The sequence below is a fragment of the Stenotrophomonas sp. YJH_SMC_25 genome (genome assembly GCF_059369595.1).
Genome location: NZ_JCAFSV010000030.1, coordinates 1 through 16,060, shown reverse-complemented (window position 1 = coordinate 16,060; position 16,060 = coordinate 1). Strand labels below are relative to the sequence as shown.

The window sequence follows — 16,060 nt, the reverse complement described above, 5'->3', positions numbered from 1 at the left end:
TCTTGCAGGCCTCTTTGGCGACCTGCAGTTTGAAACGTGCGTCATATCTGTTCATGTATCCCTCGGGGTTGGATCTGACGTCCAACTCCCGGGGGTCACTTCACCCTGGGGGCTTGGCCGCGGCATCCATGCCGCGGACACCCCCGCGCCACCTACCCGACCGGCCCCTGACAATTTCCTGCGCATGCCAGCCACGGAAGAGAATCAAAGATCAAAAGCAAAGGCAGGCTCCCTTTGTAGAGCCGAGCCCATGCTCGGCTGCTGTACGCGAAGCCTCTCAGCCGAGCATGGCTCGGCTCTACAGAAGATCATTCCGATCATTCTTTCGTTCATCCACGCATGGCGTGGACCTACCGTGTCGACCAAGGTCGACACCTACCAACAGCAGCGGAAGTCTGTCGAAGGCGGGGTGGGTCCGGTTGCGGGGGCGTGAGCCGCATGGATGCGGCGACCGAGCTTACATGGACGTACTTGCAGCGTCCCCCGCAACCGGACCCACCCCGCCATCCCCCAGGAAAGCAGCTTCTGCTCTGGCTCTGGCTCTGGCTCGTAGCGGGTGCAGGGCGCAGCCCTGCATCGACCACCCCCTCACTTCTTCAGGAAGTTGTCCACCAGCAGATGCTTCACGTCGTCGAAGCGGCCGTTCAACACCGCCTTGGCTGCATACAGCGCGGTACCGGCCACCTGCTTGGCCTCGATCTGCGGCGGCATCACCAGCTCGGCGCGGCTGGTATGCACGTCCAGCAGCGCCGGGCCACGCTGCGACAGGAAATCCTGCACCGCTTCTTCCAGATCCTCGCTGCGCGTCACCGTGCGGCCGTGGAAACCGATCACTTCGGCAAGGCGGCCAAAATCCGGGTTCTTCAGGTCGGTGTAGTTGTCCAGCAGGCCTTCCACCTTCTGCTCCAGCTCGACGAAGTTCAGCGAGCCATTGTTGAACACCACCACCTTGATCGGCAGGTTCTCCTGCACGGCCGTCAGCAGGTCGCCCAGCAGCATCGCCAGGCCGCCATCGCCGGACAGCGAAATCACCTGCCGGCCGGGGAACGCCTTCTGCAGGCCCAGTGCCTGCGGCATTGCATTGGCCATCGTGCCGTGCAGCAGGCTGGTCAGCGTGCGGCGGCGACCGTTGACGCGGATATGCCGCAGCACCCAGACCATCGGCGAGCCGCCGTCAGCGGTGAACAGCGCATCGTCGCTGGCATGCTTCGACAGCAGCGCGGTCAGATGCTGCGGGTGGATAAGCTCGCCCTCGCCCGGCTGTTCTTCCTGCTCGCGCTTCTTCAGCGCCTTGTCGCGACGTTCGATACATTCGTCCAGGAAACTGCTGTCCTCGCGCGGCGGCAACATCGGCAGCAAGGCATCCAGCGTCGGTGCGATGTCACCGACCACGCCGAGGTTCACCGGATGGCGGCGGCCGAGATGGCTGCCATCGCGGTCGACCTGGATGATCGTGGCCTTGTCCGGGTAGAACTGGCCCCAGGCGAAGTCGGCGCCGAGCAGCAGCAGCGTGTCGCACTCCATCAGCGTGTGGAAGCCGGATTCGATGCCGAAGATGCCGGTCATGCCCATGTTGTACGGGTTGTCCGGTTCAACGAAATCCTTGGCGCGCGAGGTGTGCGCGATCGGTGCCTGCAGGCGCCGGGCCAGTTCCAGCAGCTGTGCGTGCGCACCCTGGCAACCGGCGCCGGCGTAGATGCCGATGCGCTTGCCCTGCCCCAGCAACTCGGCGATGCGCTGCAGCTCAGCATCCGACGGGCGCAGCACCGGCTGGGTGTAATGCACCGAGAACGGCACATCGTGCTTCACTTCGGCCTGGCTGATATCGGCGGGCAGGATCACCACCGCCACGCCACGGCGGCTGATCGCGGCCTGGCAGGCCAGGGTGACCACGCGACGCGCCTGCTCGGCGCTGTGCACCTGCTCGCAGAACACCGAACAACTGGCGTACACCGCCTTGAAGTCCACTTCCTGCGGGAATTCCATGCCCAGCTCGCTGGTCACCACCTGGCTGGCGATCAGCACCATCGGCGCGCGGTTGCGGTTGCTCTCGAACACGCCATTGATGAAATGCAGGCTGCCGGGGCCGCAGGAGCCGGCGCAGGCGGTCAGTTCGCCGCTCACCAGCGAATCGGCGCCTGCGGCAAAGGCTGCTACTTCCTCATGCCGCACATGCACCCATGCGATCTCGCTGCCATGCATCGCATCGGTCACGTGGTTGAGCGTATCGCCCACGATGCCGTAGCAACGGCGGACACCGGCCTGCTGCAGGGCATCCACCACGATTTCGGCCACGCGCTTGCTCATCGGATACATCCTCGAACGGGGGAACATCCGAGGCTAGACCCGATGAAGTGATGCCTCCGCAAAAAAAGGGGACGGAGGGAATCAAGTCGTATGTGCCACAAACGACTTGATTCCCTCCGTCCCCTTTTTCTTCAATCGTTGACGTTGATCCAGCCCACCACCGCGCCCTGCTTCACGTTGCGGTAGCGCAGCTTCACCCAGCCGTCCTGTTCATCCAGCAGTTCCACGCGGTCGCCCTGCACCAGGTAACGCTTGGTGCTGGACGCACCGGGTCGGTCGAACAGGAACAGGCGCGCGGGTACCACGGCGGCCTGCTGACCACGCAACGGCCCGTCCGGCGGTGCGCCCATGCCATTGGCAATCGCGCTCTCCAGCACACGGCCGGCCGGATCATACGTGCGCCAGACCGCCAACGGGCCCTGCTCGTCGGTCTGTTCCCACTGCAGCGCGGCGTTCAAGGTATCGCCCAGCATCAGCACGCTCTCAGAGCGGTACAGATGGAGCTTCGCGCCTGCAAACCGGTACTGGTCGGTGTACCACATCGGGCCACTGCGGCAGCTGCTGGTCAGGGTTCGAGTGGCAGCATCCACGCTCAACCCCATCAGGTCACCGCAACTGTCCTTGCCGTGGGTGTCGGCCTGCAGCGCGCGGAACCCCGCACTGGCCGGATCGAACCGGTACACCGTCACCGCTTCGTTGACCATGCCCACCGAGGCGCGTGCGACCAGTTCCGGGTAGCCATCGAAATCGACATCTTCGAGCGACCATCGCGAACTGCCATCGGCATCCGCCGCGCCCTCAAGCGTCTGGCGCTTGCCCGACGGTGACAGCTGCACGGCGATGCTGCCGTCCTGCTGCGGATCGGCGTGCGCCTGCACATGCGCGGCCACCTGGAACCGCAGCGTTTCGCCGTCGTCGCCACTTGCCTGCGCCGACGGTGCCAGCACGCCCGCCAGCACCAGGCCCAGCACGCATTCCCTGCAATTCATCATTGCTCCCTGCGGCACCGCGGCGGCACCTTCAACTCAGAACGATACCTCGACCGGCTGCCGCGACCACAGCACCGATTGATGCTTGGTCTGCTGCTTCCACGCCAGGCGGATCGCTTCGATGTCGGCGCGGCGCTGCGGGGTGTCCTCGTGCAGCACCACCAGCACCTTGGTGCGCAGGCGGTTGGGCGAGGCATCACCGCGGAACAGCCACTGGCCATAGGCATCGAACACGGTCAGGCCATCCGGGAAGCGCGGAGTGACTTCCTTGTCCAGGAAGGTGCGCCACTGCGCCTCGCTGATGGTATCGGCCTGCGGGCGGTTGCCGGCGCCCTGCTCCTCGCCCACGCCGAAATACAGCTCGCTGCGCACCCAGCCGTGGCCGGCGGACGGGCGTGCAGCATCGCCCTTCAGTTCGGCGGTGGTGGCCGTGGCATAGGCGCTGGGCGCCTGCGAGGACAGGCTGGCGCAGCCACTGGTGGCCAGCAGCACGGCGAAGACGAGGCCAAGGTGTTTCATCGATACAGCTCCGGGGAAGGGGGACAAGGCGAGCCGGCAGCGTACAGCGCCACCGCCCCGGCGTGCTGATGCCAGCAGGGCATCAACTCATGCCGGACCGGCAGGGGCTTGCATCGGCACCGGTCATCACGCGAAGATAATATATCGCTTCATCCGGATGGATGTAAGTGAAACCATCTCCCCCCTTCCCCGTCGTCGTTGTTGCTGGAGCCCCCATGTCCGTCCGCCTGCCCGCGTCGCCGCTCGGCCTCGCCATCGCCCTCGCGCTTTCCTCCGCCGCCGTCCCGGCCCTGGCCCAGGACGCCACCAACCTGGACACCGTTATCGTCACCGGCACCCGTGCCGCCGACCGCACCGTGCTCGAATCCACCTCGCCGGTGGATGTGCTCACCGCCGAGGACATCCGCAAGGCCGGCGTGGTCAACGGCGAGCTGGGCAGCGCGCTGCAGGCGCTGTTGCCGTCGTTCAACTTCCCGCGCCAGTCCAACTCCGGTGGCGCCGACCATGTGCGCGCCGCACAGTTGCGCGGCCTGTCGCCGGACCAGGTGCTGGTGCTGGTCAATGGCAAGCGCCGCCACCACACCGCGCTGGTCAACACCGACAGCAAGATCGGCAAGGGCACCACCCCGGTTGATTTCAATTCGATCCCGGTCAGCGCGATCAAGCGCATCGAAGTACTGCGTGATGGCGCTGGTGCGCTGTATGGCTCGGATGCGGTGGCCGGTGTGATCAACGTGATCCTCGACAACGGCGGCGACGGTGGCGAGATCGAGGCCAGCTACGGCGCCAACCACACCGACCTCAAGCCGATCGGCCGTACCCTCACCGACGGCCAGACCGGCAACATCAGCGCCAAGGTCGGCACCTCGCTGGGCGAGGACGGCGGCTTCCTGCGCGTCGGTCTGGAATACAAGCACCGCAACGGCACCAACCGCGCCGGCTTCGACCAGATTCCGCCGTGGGACCAGACCCCCGGCAACCTGGCGCTGCAGGGCAAGCGCAACTATGTGCTGGGCGATGGCAAGAGCAAGGACATCAACCTGTGGCTGAACACCGAGATCCCGGTGGGCCAGACCTCGACGTTCTACGCGTTCGGCACCTTCAACCAGCGCGATACCGAAGGCGCAAACTACTTCCGCTACCCCGATGGCGATGCCAACTGGAAGGAGGTCTATCCGAATGGGTACCGGCCGATCTCCGAGGGCGAGAACCGCGACGTGCAGGCCGTGGCCGGCGTGCGCGGGCAGTGGGGCGAATGGAGCTACGACGGCAGCCTGGACTACGGCCAGAACGACTTCACCTACCGCCTGCGTGATTCGCTCAACGCCTCGCTGGGCCCGACCAGCCCGACCCGCTTCAAGACCGCCGATTACGAATACGCGCAGACCGTGGGCAACCTCGATCTGAGCCGCGTGTTCACCCAGAGCGACAGCATCAGCCACACGCTCGGCCTGGGCGTGGAAGCACGCCACGAGCGCTACCAGACCCGTCCCGGCGACCCGGCCAGCTATGCGGCCGGCCCGTACACCGACCGCCCGACCGGTTCGCAGGCCGGTGGCGGATTGACCCCGCAGGACGCGGCCACCCTGTCTCGCGATGTCGCCAGCGCCTACGCCAGCCTGTCCAGTCAGTTCGGCGAGAAGTTCTCCACCGATCTGGCCGCGCGCTACGAGCACAACGACGACTTCGGCGGTGAACTGACCGGCAAACTCGGCCTGCGCTATGAATTCACCCCGGCGTTCGCGCTGCGCGGTGCCATCTCCAACAACTTCCGTGCGCCGTCGCTGGCACAGATCGGCTACGAATCCACCTCCACCGGCTACAACGCTGGCGGCCAGCTGGTGCAGGGCCGCCTGCTGTCGGTCAACAATCCGATCGCGCGTGGCCTGGGTGCGCAGAATCTGAAGCCGGAGAAATCGCTGAACACCTCGTTGGGCTTCACCAGCCGCATCGGCGAGCATTTCGACCTGTCACTGGACTTCTTCCAGATCGACATCGACGATCGCATCGCGCTGTCGGAGAGCATCACCGGCGATGCACTGACCGACTACGTGGCCGCCAACTACGGCGTCAGCGGCCTGCAGAGCGCCAGTTTCTTCGTCAACGCCGCCGATACCCGCACCCGCGGCGCCGAGCTGGTGAGCAACTGGCGCCAGTCGCTGGGCGACGGCCAGCTGCTGCTGACCGGCACCTATGCGTACACCAAGACCACGCTGAAGAACGTGCTGGCCACGCCGGCACAGCTGCGTGCACTGAATCCGGATTACGTGCTGTTCGGCATCGAAGAAACCAACACGCTTACCGATGCCACGCCGCGTACCCGCGGCAGCTTCTCTGCCGCGTGGAGCAACGACCACTGGTCGCTGAGCAGCCGCGTGAACCGCTACGGCAGCGCCACCCGCGTGTTCAACTTCGGTGACGGCTACATCCCGCGCCAGACCTACCAGGCCGAGTGGCAGCTGGATGCGGAGGTCGAATACCGCATCACTCCGCGCTGGAGCGTGGCCATCGGCGGCCAGAACCTGACCGACAACTACCCGGATCGATCCAACAGCGATATCCACTACTTCGGCAACCTGCCGTATGACGTGCTGTCGCCGATCGGCAGCAACGGCGCGTACTACTACGGCCGCGTCCGCTATACGTTCTGATCGCATTGGGTAGGTGCGGACCGTTGGTCCGCACGACACGGTAGTGCCGGCCGCTGGCCGGCAACTTCGTGATCGGGGTGCGGATCTGCTTTGGGTGGGTGCGGACCGTTGGTCCGCACTGCTGCCGTGCCGACCAACGGTCGGCACCCACCGAAGCAGGGCCGTAGCCTGCCCTCGACCCCGCGTACACGCCCACGCTGGCAAGCTGGGCGTCATGGCTGAACCGCTCCCCCTGCGTCCGCCACCGCCATTGCTGGACGACGCCTGTGCGTTGTTCCTCGATGTCGATGGCACCCTGATCGAATTCGCTGCACGCCCGGATGCCGTGCAGCTGCTGCCGGATGTGCGTGAAGCCATCGGCCGCATCAGCGACCGCCTGGAAGGTGCCGTGGCACTGGTCAGTGGTCGCCCGCTTGAACAGCTGGATCAACTGTTCGCCCCCCTGCAACTACCCGCCGCCGGCCTGCACGGCCATGAGCTGCGTGGCGAAGACGGTCGTGTGCTGCGCGACGAACACGACGACGACACCGCCGAATGGCTGCACGCGCTGCACCAGCAGGCGATGCGCTTCGCCCATGGGCATCCTGGCGTGCTGGTGGAAGACAAGGGCGTCGGCCTGGCCTTGCACTGGCGCGGTGCGCCGCACGCCGCCAGCGATGTCCGCGCGTTCGCTGACCGCCACGTTCGTGGCCGCACCAGCTACCGCCTGCAGCCTGGCGACCATGTGGTCGAGTTCGTGCCTGTCGGCACCGACAAGGGCCGTGCCGTGCGCCGGATGATGCAGTACCTGCCCTTCCGCGGCCGCCTGCCGGTGTTCCTCGGTGATGACCTCACCGACGAATTCGGCTTCGATGCCGCCAACGGCCAGCATGGCTGGAGCGTGCTGGTGGGTGAACGTGAACCCAGTGCGGCCGTGTTCGCGCTGCCCGACATACGCAGCGTGCACGCCTGGCTGCGTGAGAATGCCTATTGACCCGGCCAACCCCCACGGCCGCAACCGAGATGTACCGCGTGATGACCCAACCCGATCTTGATCTGGGCGTGGTCGGCAACGGCAGCTTCGGCGCCCTGGTCGACAAACATGCCCGCGTTGTCTGGAGCTGCCTGCCCACCTTCGACGGCGACCCCACCTTCTGCGCCCTGCTCGGCCCCAACCAGCAGACCGGCGGCGACTTCGCCATCGAGCTGGAGGACTTCGCGAGCAGCGAGCAGGAATACCTCACCAACACTGCGATCCTGCGCACCGTGCTGCGTGACACGCAGGGCGGCGCATTGGAAATCCTCGATTTCGCCCCGCGCTGGCGGCAGAACGATCGCTTCTACCGTCCGGTCAGCCTGATCCGCCAGGTGCGTCCGCTGGCTGGCAGCCCGCGCATCACCGTGCGTGCGCGACCCCTGGCGGACTGGGGCGCACGCGTGCCCGAATCCACCTGGGGCAGCAACCATGTGCGCTGGATCCTGCCGGAGCACGTGCTGCGGCTGACCACCGATGTGCCGGTGCGCTTCGTGCGCGACGGCCTGCCGTTCGTGCTCAACCATCCGATCCACCTGATCCTGGGCGTGGATGAATCGCTCAATCGTTCGATCAGCGGCTACGTGCAGGAAGCCTTCCAGCGCACCCGCGACTACTGGCGCGAGTGGGTGCGCTACCTGTCCATTCCACTGGAATGGCAGGACGCGGTCATCCGCAGTGCGATCACGTTGAAGCTGTGCCAGTACGAGGACAGCGGCGCGATCATCGCGGCGATGACCACTTCCATTCCGGAAGCACCCGGCAGCGTGCGCAACTGGGACTACCGCTACTGCTGGTTGCGCGACGCGGCCTTCGTGGTGCGGGCGCTGAACCGTCTTGGCGCCACGCGCACGATGGAACAGTTCCTCGGCTACATCTTCAACCTGGCCACCACCGACGGCACGCTGCAGCCGCTGTATGGCATCGGCTTCGAGGCCAAGCTGGACGAAGATGAAGTGCCCAGCCTGTCCGGTTATCGCGGCATGGGCCCGGTGCGGCGCGGCAACCTGGCCTGGGTGCAGCGCCAGCACGATGTCTACGGCAGCGTGGTACTGGCCTCCACGCAGCTGTTCTTCGACCGGCGCCTGCAGGACCCGGGTGATGCGCACACCTTCGCCCGCCTGGAGCCCCTGGGCGAACAGGCCTTCGCCCTGCACGACGTACCCGATGCCGGCCTGTGGGAATTCCGCGGCCGCACCGAAGTGCACACCTACACCAGCGCGATGTGCTGGGCTGCCTGCGACCGCCTGTGCAAGATCGCCGTGCGCCTGAAGCGCGATGACCGCGCGCATTACTGGCGCGAGCGCGCCGACACCATCCACGCGCGCATCATGGCCGAATCCTGGAACGAGGAGCTGGGCCACTTCACCGATACCTTCGGCGGCCATCGGCTGGATGCCTCGCTGCTGCTGCTGGCCGATATCGGTTTCATCGACGCGCTGGACGCCCGCTTCATCGCCACCGTCGATGCCATCGGCCGCGACCTCAAGCATGGCAATTCGCTGTACCGCTATGTCGCGCCGGATGACTTCGGTGAGCCGGAGACCAGCTTCACCATCTGCACCTTCTGGTACATCGACGCGCTGGCCGCGATCGGGCGCATGGATGAAGCACGTGAGATGTTCGAGCTGCTGCTGAAGCAGCGCAACCACCTGGGCCTGCTGTCGGAGGATCTGGCCTTCGACAGCGGCGAGGCCTGGGGTAATTTCCCGCAGACCTATTCGCACGTCGGCCTGATCACCGCCGCAATGCGCCTGTCGCGGTCCTGGCAGGAGGCATCGTGAGTCGTCTGGTCGTGGTTTCAAACCGTGTGGCCGTGCCCGGCGAGAACCGCGCCGGCGGCCTGGCTGTCGGCCTGCTGGCTGCCCTGAAGGAACGCGGTGGCCTGTGGTTCGGCTGGAGTGGCAAGACGGTGAAGGAAGGCAGCGGCACGCTGCACCGGCAGAAAGACGGTGACATCGACTACGTCACCATGGACCTGAGCAAGCGTGAGGTCGATGGCTACTACAACGGCTTCGCCAACCGCACCTTGTGGCCGCTGCTGCACTTCCGCCTGGATCTGGTCGACTACGACCGCGGCACCCGCGAGACCTACCACAAGGTCAACGCGCTGTTCGCCGACAAGCTCGCGCCACTGCTGCGCGAGGACGACATCGTCTGGATCCACGACTACCACCTGATCCCCCTCGGTGCGCTGCTGCGCGAGCGCGGCATCGGTTGTCGCATAGGCTTCTTCCTGCATATCCCGATGCCGTCTGCCGACCTGCTGCAGGCGATGCCCGACCACCTGCGGCTGTTCTCCGCGCTGTACGCCTACGACCTGGTCGGCTTCCAGACCCAGCGCGACGCTGATCGCTTCCAGACCTACCTGCGCCTGTTCGGCGGCGGCCGCGTGCTCGACAACGGCGAGCTGGAAGCACCGGGCGGGCGCCGCTTCCGTGCCGCCGCCTTCCCGATCGGCATCGACACCGAGCTGATCGCACGCCAGGCCGGCACCGCGGCCACCAAGGCCGCCGTGAAGAACCTGCGCGCCAGCCTGCGCGATCGCCAGCTGGCGATCGGCGTGGATCGCCTGGACTATTCCAAGGGCCTGCCCGAACGCTTCCTTGGCTTCGAGCGCTATCTTGAGCGCCACCCCGACCAGCGCGGCTCGCTGACCTACCTGCAGATCGCCCCGGTCTCGCGCGGCGATGTCACCGAGTACCGGCAGCTGCGCAGCCAGCTGGAACAGATCGCCGGCCACATCAACGGTGGCCACGCCGAACCTGACTGGACGCCGCTGCGCTACGTCAACCAGAACTTCACCCATGCCACCCTCACCGGCTTCTACCGGGCGGCGGCGGTCGGCCTGGTCACGCCGTTGCGCGATGGCATGAACCTGGTGGCCAAGGAATACGTAGCGTCGCAGGACCCGGAAGATCCCGGCGTGCTGGTGTTGTCGCTGCTGGCCGGCGCTGCCGACGAACTCAAGCAGGCATTGCTGGTGAACCCGCACGATCTGGACGGCGTGGCCGACGCCATCGCCACGGCAGCAACGATGTCACTGAGCAGGCGCAAGGAACGCTGGCACGCGATGATGGATCACCTGCGCACCTACGACATCAATCACTGGCGCCGCAGCTATCTGGACGCGCTGGAAGGTTGAGGAAAAAAGGGGACGGAGGGGATCAAGGCAGTTGTGCACAGACGCCTTGATCCCCTCCGTCCCCTTTTTCCTTCAATCCAGGAATCGCGCTGCCTGCTCCGGTGCGGGCAGATGACAGGCGTCGTGCCGTCCGAACCAGCGGTAGCGGTTGCGCGCCAGCACGCGGTACGCGGCATCACGCCAGCCGCGCGGCACTGCCCGTAGTACGCCGGTCAGGCGCCAGGCGCCGCCCAGCCCCGCCAGCACGCGGAGGATCGCATCGGTATCGGTCCAGGCACCCTGCGCGTCCAGCAGCAGGAACGACATCGGGTCCTGCGGGTCCAGCCCGTGCGCGCGCAACATCGCGCTGCCCTGCTGCCCCTGCATCGCCGCAAAGCGGTAGCGCCCGGCGCGGTCGAAACGCAGCAGGAAGCGCACCCAGCGGTTGCACAGCGCGCATACGCCATCGAATACGATCACCGCGCTGCCCGCCTCGGCGGCGGCCTCACTGCGGTTCGAGCCAACCTTCATAGCGGATCAGGGCTCCCGCCCAGGGCAGCGTCACATCGACCAGGAAAGTGTACCGCTCACCCTGCCAGGCTTCGCGGCAACGCACGCCACCAAACCAGCGCCTCGGCAACGGCAGCAGCCCGAACGCCCAGACCCGGCGCACCGACCAGTCGATGCCACCCTCGCGGGCCTGCAGATCAAACTCGAAGCGCACCGCGCCCAACTGCTCGCGCAGGCAGCCCTCGTGCGCCCACAGCCGCGACACCATCGGCCAGCGGCCAAACTGCCGCGCCCACTGCTCGCCCTGCCCATGTGCGCTGAACGCCACTTCGGTGGGCAGCGCGTCACCGTCCTTCGGCAGCCGCGCCAACACAGCCAGCAGCGGCACCAGCCAGTGCCGCCCCCTCACGATGCGCGCCTGCCCCACGTAGCGGCAGGGCAACGGCGCGGCATGCAGCGCCTGCACCGGCGCGGCCAGGGTGGCGAAGGCCGGCCCCAGCACGCGCGCGAACAGCGGCAAGGTCAGGGCGCGATCCAGGCCAGCGTCGCCATGCGCCCGGTGCGACGGTCGCGCCGGTGCGAATACAGGTCCGGATCGGCCATGGTCGACACCGTGCCGCCATGAACCTGCGCCGGGTCCATGCCCGCCGCCTGCAACCGCTGCCGCGCCAGCGCGAACAGGTCCACCTTCCAGTGGCCCGCGCGGGTGGCAACGAACGCCGCCTCGGCGGCCGGATCATGGCCGACGAAGGCGTGGTAGACCTCCTCGCCGATCTCGTAGTCGGCCGGTCCGGCGGCCGGGCCCAGCCAGGCCCGCAGCTGCGCCGGCGGCGTCTGCATGGCGGCCACGGTGGCCTCCAGCATGCCGTCGGCCAGGCCACGCCAGCCTGCGTGGGCCGCGCCCACCTCACTGCCATCGGCGGCGGCAAACACCACCGGCAGGCAGTCGGCAGTCAGGATCGCCAGCACCACGCCCGGCACCGAAGTCACTGCGGCATCGGCCACCGGCTCGCTTGCGCCGGGCACCGGCGGCGCGGTGAAGCGCAGCACGGTGCTGCTGTGCACCTGGCGCAGCCAGTGCGGTGTCGAGGGCAGCCCCAGCCCCTGCTGCAGCAGCTGGCGGTTGTGCTCTACGTTGGCTGGGGTATCACCGTCGGCCGCGTGCCGGTTGCCCAGGTTGAACTGCGCGAACGGCGCCGGCGAAATGCCCGCACCGTGCCGACGCGTGGTCAACGCATGGACGCCCGGCGGCGCCAGCCAGTCCGCCTGCAGCACGGGCAGCGCGGCGGCCATCACCAGCGGTCCCGCTCGCGCGCGGCGAAGGCCTCGCTGTCTTCGCGCAGCACCTTCATCAGGTGCAGCATGTCCTCCGGCACCGGCGCGGTGTTGCGCACCGGCTCACCGGTGATCGGATGGGTGAACTCCAAGGTCTCGGCGTGCAGGGCCTGGCGCTTGAAGCCACGCAGCGCGGCCACCAGCTCATCGCTGGCCCCCTTGGGCAGCTTCAGCGCACCGCCGTACAGCGGGTCACCGATGATCGGATGGCGCACATGCGCCATGTGCACGCGGATCTGGTGGGTACGGCCGGTTTCCAGGCGGCACTCCAGCGCGGTGTGCGCACGGAAGCGCTCGCGCAGGCGGTAGTGGGTGATCGCTTCCTTGCCGTCATCGCGCACCGCCATCTTCAGGCGGTCGCGCGGGTGGCGGTCGATCGGGGCATCAGCGGTACCGCCGGCCACCAGCGCACCCATCACGATGGCCAGGTACTGGCGGTGCACGTCGCGTGCGGCCAGTTGCTCGACCAGCGCGGTCTGCGCTTCTAGGGTCTTGGCCACCACCATCACGCCACTGGTGTCCTTGTCCAGGCGGTGCACGATGCCCGCGCGCGGCAGCACCGCCACCGACGGGTCGCGGAACAGCAGGGCGTTGACCAGGGTGCCGCTGTGGTTGCCCGCGCCCGGGTGCACCACCAGGCCGACCGGCTTGTTGATCACCAGCAGGTGCTCGTCCTCGAACAGCACGTCCAGCGGGATGTCCTCCGGCTGGGCGTCGGTCTGGGTTTCCAGCACCACGTTGAGGGTCACCACCTCGCCACCGCGCAGCGGATCGCGCGGGCGCACCTGGGCGCCGTCCAGCAGGACCTCCCCGGCCTTGATCCACTCGGTCAGGCGCGAACGCGAGTATTCGGGGAACAGTTCGGCCACCACGGCGTCGAAACGGCGGCCGGCAGCGGTGTCGGGGACGATGGCCTGGCGGGCCGATTCAGAGGGTTGTTCAGACATGGCAGGGGGCATTCTTTGAAATTTTGGGGTCCCGGCGGCCGGTTTCAGTCGCTGGACAGGACACTAGGCTATCATCGACCCTTCGTATTCCAGCCGCGTCCCGCCTTGACCTCATGATCCGACGCTCCTCCATGCTCTCCGCGCCCGTCCGCCTCACCGCCCTGCTGCTGGTGCTGGTCATCGCCGCCACCGGCTGCCACCGTGGCGCCAAGAAGGGCGATCGCCCCGATGAAGGGACGCCGGTCGAACAGTTGTACGAGAAGAGCCACAAGCTGATGCAGGGTGGCAACTGGAGCGGGGCTGAAACCAGCTTCCGCCGCCTCGTGGCCCAGTATCCGTACGGCCCGTATACCGAACAGGCGATGATCGAAACCGCCTACGCGCAGTACAAGGCCGGCAAGCACGACGATGCGGTGTCCAGCATCGACCGCTTCATCCGTACCTACCCGACCCATCGCAACATCGCGTACCTGTACTACCTGCGCGGCCTGGCCAACTCCAACCGCAGTACGGTTTTCCTGCGTCGCGTATGGTCGCTGGATGCCAGCCGCCGCGACCTGTCCACGCCGCACCAGGCGTATTCGGACTTCAACATCGTAGTGGACCGTTACCCGAACAGCCGCTACGCCGCCGATGCGCGCCAGCGCATGCTGGAGCTGCGTGACGTGTTCGCCCAGCATGAGCTGGACAACGCCCTGTACTACATGCGCCGCGGCGCCTGGGTCTCGGCCGCCGGCCGCGCCAACTACCTGCTGGAAACCTATCCGCAGAGCGCGTTCCAGTACGATGCCGTCGCCGTCCTGGCCGATTCCTACACCCACCTGGGCAACAAGACCCTGGCCGACGACGCCCGCCGCGTCCTGCAGCTGAACCAGCCGGACCACCCGTGGCTGGAAGGCAAGTGGCCGAAGTACCCGTGGATGATCCGCAAGCTGAACCCGTTCGCTGGCGAAAAGTCCGCCAGCACCGGCCAGCGCAACGCGCGACTGGAAAAGAAGTAAAAGAAGGCCCCGAAAGGGGCCTTTTCTTTGTCGGCAGATCCACGCCATGCGTGGAGGGTTCGCGCGCCCATGGACCACGACACTAGGAATTCTACGAATCCCCGGCGGATGCGACGCCGGTCCCAATCGGCGTAGGCGAGGCCCTCCACACTGCGGCGCAACGGCCATCCCGGTCGTGAAGGAGCGCCCCATGACCCCACCGCCCCGCCGTTTCCACCCGCTCGCCTGCATCCTCGCCACTGCCCTGCTGGCGCTGTCCTCGGGCCCCATGGCGGCTGCCCCACCCGCACCGGGCGATCTGCTGTCTGCTGCCCCCTATCGCGCGTCATGGGTGCCATCCAAGGCCGCGCAGGCCTACAAGCTGCACTACCGCACCCCGGATCATCGCGGCCAGCTGGCCGAAGGCACCGGCCTGCTGTACCTGCCCGCCGGCGTGGCGCCTGCAGGCGGCTGGCCGGTGGTGTCCTGGGCACATGGCACCCAGGGCATCGCGGATCGCTGTGCGCCCTCGGTGTCCGGCCCCTACCAACCCGAACGCGACGGCCGCTTCCTCGATCAGTTCGTGGCACAGGGCTATGCGGTGGTTGCTGCGGACTACCAGGGCCTCGGCAGTCCAGGTGACCATGCCTATCTGCATGTGCGCACTGCCGCGCGCAATGCCATCGACCTCATCAAAGCCAGCCGCCAGTATCTGGGCACCGCAACGCTGTCGCCGCGCTGGGTCTCGGTCGGCCATTCGCAGGGTGGTGCCGCCGCGCTCACTGCCGGGCATCTGGCGCCCACCTATGCTGGCCCGTCGCTGCACTACCGCGGCAGCTTCACCACCGGCACGCCCACCGCCGTCGAGCTGACCGCACTGGTGATGAAGCCGGACAACCGCACCGCCAATCCTGGCGCGCTCAACGCGTATCACGCGTATCTGCTCGACGGTCTGCTGCAGGTTGCGCCGCAGATCGACCGCGTCCTCAGCGACACCGGCCGCACCCGCGTGGCAGTGGCACGCGAGCAGTGCCTGGGCGAACTGGCCACCACGCTGGACGGCGCGGATACCGGCAGCATGTTCACCGCACCGCTGACCAGCGTGCCAGGCATCTGGGCCGTGCTGTACGACTATCTTGGCGTACCGCGCCGCGGCTTCAGCCAACCCCTGATGCTGGGCCACGGCAGCGAGGACCGCGACGTGCCCTATCTGACCACCCTGCTGTATGCCGCAGGCCTGGCGCTGCGCGGCGAGCCGGTAGCGTTCCGGCGCTACCCGGTCGACCATCGCGGCACGCTGGACGCTGCGGCGGCGGATGGCCTGGCATTCGTACGAGCCCGGCTGGGGGACGGCCACTTCAACGACGCTGCGGAAACCGCCGACCTCGAACAGCTGCTCGACGACGCCCGGTAGATCCACGCCATGCGTGGATGCGCGGGGTACGGGTTGCCGGCCAGCGGCCGGCACTACCGGAGGCAGTAGATCCACGCCATGCGTGGAGGCGCGGGATACGGGTTGCCGGCCAGCGGCCGGCACTACCAAAGGCAGTAGCAACTGTCTTGTCAGGGGCAGCCGAGGGCCACCTCGGCGTCTCGCTTACGGGCGTTGAGGATCACCAGCATTTTGCGCATGACCGCCACGAGCGCCACCTTGCTCGCTTTGCCCTTGGCCTTCAGGCCAGCGTA

13 protein-coding genes and 1 pseudogene are annotated in these 16,060 nt (G+C 67.1%); 6 read left to right on the top strand and 8 right to left on the bottom strand.

The window, feature by feature from the left end; all coding sequences use genetic code 11:
* Positions 1-588: 588 nt before the first annotated feature.
* From AC5P7E_RS20915 to AC5P7E_RS20905, 3 genes are all read right to left on the bottom strand, one after another.
* Positions 589-2,307, bottom strand: coding sequence for a thiamine pyrophosphate-dependent enzyme (locus AC5P7E_RS20915; RefSeq protein ID WP_043035122.1), 1,719 nt, complete (start codon positions 2,305-2,307; stop codon positions 589-591).
* Positions 2,308-2,438: 131 nt separating this feature from the next.
* A complete protein-coding gene (locus AC5P7E_RS20910; RefSeq protein WP_114619192.1) occupies positions 2,439-3,296 on the bottom strand; it encodes an XAC2610-related protein in 858 nt (285 codons plus the stop codon).
* Positions 3,297-3,332: 36 nt separating this feature from the next.
* Entirely contained in the window at positions 3,333-3,815 is a 483-nt protein-coding gene (locus AC5P7E_RS20905; RefSeq protein ID WP_005410781.1) for a DUF3574 domain-containing protein, read from the bottom strand.
* A 215-nt stretch (positions 3,816-4,030) separates the two neighbouring features.
* Between AC5P7E_RS20905 and AC5P7E_RS20900 the strand changes: the two genes are divergently transcribed.
* From AC5P7E_RS20900 to otsA, 4 genes are all read left to right on the top strand, one after another.
* Positions 4,031-6,466, top strand: a complete 2,436-nt coding sequence (locus AC5P7E_RS20900; protein WP_043035123.1) for a TonB-dependent receptor plug domain-containing protein — start codon at positions 4,031-4,033, stop codon at positions 6,464-6,466.
* 214 nt (positions 6,467-6,680) lie between these two features.
* Positions 6,681-7,439 (top strand): trehalose-phosphatase, encoded by a 759-nt coding sequence (gene otsB, locus AC5P7E_RS20895; protein ID WP_005410783.1) that lies wholly within the window; start codon positions 6,681-6,683, stop codon positions 7,437-7,439.
* Positions 7,440-7,480: 41 nt separating this feature from the next.
* Positions 7,481-9,262, top strand: coding sequence for a glycoside hydrolase family 15 protein (locus AC5P7E_RS20890; protein ID WP_005410784.1), 1,782 nt, complete (start codon positions 7,481-7,483; stop codon positions 9,260-9,262).
* Positions 9,259-10,623: an alpha,alpha-trehalose-phosphate synthase (UDP-forming) gene (gene otsA, locus AC5P7E_RS20885; RefSeq protein ID WP_005410785.1), complete on the top strand. Its 1,365-nt coding sequence runs from the start codon at positions 9,259-9,261 to the stop codon at positions 10,621-10,623. The genes AC5P7E_RS20890 and otsA overlap by 4 nt, the downstream gene beginning before the upstream one ends.
* 72 nt (positions 10,624-10,695) lie before the next feature.
* On the opposite strand, the gene AC5P7E_RS20880 is transcribed toward otsA, so the two are convergent.
* The 4 genes from AC5P7E_RS20880 to rluD are packed head-to-tail and all read right to left on the bottom strand — an operon-like array spanning position 10,696 to position 13,394.
* Positions 10,696-11,133, bottom strand: coding sequence for a thiol-disulfide oxidoreductase DCC family protein (locus AC5P7E_RS20880; RefSeq protein ID WP_005410786.1), 438 nt, complete (start codon positions 11,131-11,133; stop codon positions 10,696-10,698).
* Entirely contained in the window at positions 11,108-11,632 is a 525-nt protein-coding gene (locus tag AC5P7E_RS20875) for a DUF4166 domain-containing protein (RefSeq protein ID WP_005414299.1), read from the bottom strand. Before AC5P7E_RS20875 ends, AC5P7E_RS20880 begins: the two co-directional genes overlap by 26 nt.
* A gap of 2 nt (positions 11,633-11,634) precedes the next feature.
* Positions 11,635-12,405: a peptidoglycan editing factor PgeF gene (gene pgeF, locus AC5P7E_RS20870; protein ID WP_012481092.1), complete on the bottom strand. Its 771-nt coding sequence runs from the start codon at positions 12,403-12,405 to the stop codon at positions 11,635-11,637.
* The gene (rluD, locus tag AC5P7E_RS20865) at positions 12,405-13,394 is read right to left on the bottom strand and encodes a 23S rRNA pseudouridine(1911/1915/1917) synthase RluD (protein ID WP_080334810.1); all 990 of its coding nucleotides are present in this window, start codon (positions 13,392-13,394) and stop codon (positions 12,405-12,407) included. Before rluD ends, pgeF begins: the two co-directional genes overlap by 1 nt.
* A 113-nt stretch (positions 13,395-13,507) precedes the next feature.
* On the opposite strand from rluD, the gene AC5P7E_RS20860 reads away from it, so the two are divergent.
* Together AC5P7E_RS20860 and AC5P7E_RS20855 are read left to right on the top strand one after the other, a co-directional pair.
* Positions 13,508-14,395: an outer membrane protein assembly factor BamD gene (locus AC5P7E_RS20860; protein ID WP_024956778.1), complete on the top strand. Its 888-nt coding sequence runs from the start codon at positions 13,508-13,510 to the stop codon at positions 14,393-14,395.
* Positions 14,396-14,585: 190 nt separating this feature from the next.
* Positions 14,586-15,788 carry a lipase family protein gene (locus AC5P7E_RS20855; RefSeq protein WP_495222866.1) on the top strand — a complete coding sequence of 401 codons (1,203 nt, stop codon included), beginning with the start codon at positions 14,586-14,588 and terminating at the stop codon, positions 15,786-15,788.
* A 149-nt stretch (positions 15,789-15,937) separates the two neighbouring features.
* Here the strand turns inward: AC5P7E_RS20855 and AC5P7E_RS20850 are convergent.
* Positions 15,938-16,060, bottom strand: a pseudogene (locus AC5P7E_RS20850) (IS110 family transposase); the annotation flags it as partial.

What these genes read in the sequence shown, in the direction of transcription:
- AC5P7E_RS20915 (WP_043035122.1), bottom strand. Translation starts at nt 2,307, where the DNA reads ATGAGCAAGCGCGTGGCCGAAATCGTGGTGGATGCCCTGCAGCAGGCC.
- AC5P7E_RS20910 (WP_114619192.1), bottom strand. Translation starts at nt 3,296, where the DNA reads ATGAATTGCAGGGAATGCGTGCTGGGCCTGGTGCTGGCGGGCGTGCTG.
- AC5P7E_RS20905 (WP_005410781.1), bottom strand. Translation starts at nt 3,815, where the DNA reads ATGAAACACCTTGGCCTCGTCTTCGCCGTGCTGCTGGCCACCAGTGGC.
- AC5P7E_RS20900 (WP_043035123.1), top strand. Translation starts at nt 4,031, where the DNA reads ATGTCCGTCCGCCTGCCCGCGTCGCCGCTCGGCCTCGCCATCGCCCTC.
- otsB (WP_005410783.1), top strand. Translation starts at nt 6,681, where the DNA reads ATGGCTGAACCGCTCCCCCTGCGTCCGCCACCGCCATTGCTGGACGAC.
- AC5P7E_RS20890 (WP_005410784.1), top strand. Translation starts at nt 7,481, where the DNA reads ATGACCCAACCCGATCTTGATCTGGGCGTGGTCGGCAACGGCAGCTTC.
- AC5P7E_RS20880 (WP_005410786.1), bottom strand. Translation starts at nt 11,133, where the DNA reads ATGAAGGTTGGCTCGAACCGCAGTGAGGCCGCCGCCGAGGCGGGCAGC.
- pgeF (WP_012481092.1), bottom strand. Translation starts at nt 12,405, where the DNA reads ATGGCCGCCGCGCTGCCCGTGCTGCAGGCGGACTGGCTGGCGCCGCCG.
- rluD (WP_080334810.1), bottom strand. Translation starts at nt 13,394, where the DNA reads ATGTCTGAACAACCCTCTGAATCGGCCCGCCAGGCCATCGTCCCCGAC.
- AC5P7E_RS20860 (WP_024956778.1), top strand. Translation starts at nt 13,508, where the DNA reads ATGATCCGACGCTCCTCCATGCTCTCCGCGCCCGTCCGCCTCACCGCC.
- AC5P7E_RS20855 (WP_495222866.1), top strand. Translation starts at nt 14,586, where the DNA reads ATGACCCCACCGCCCCGCCGTTTCCACCCGCTCGCCTGCATCCTCGCC.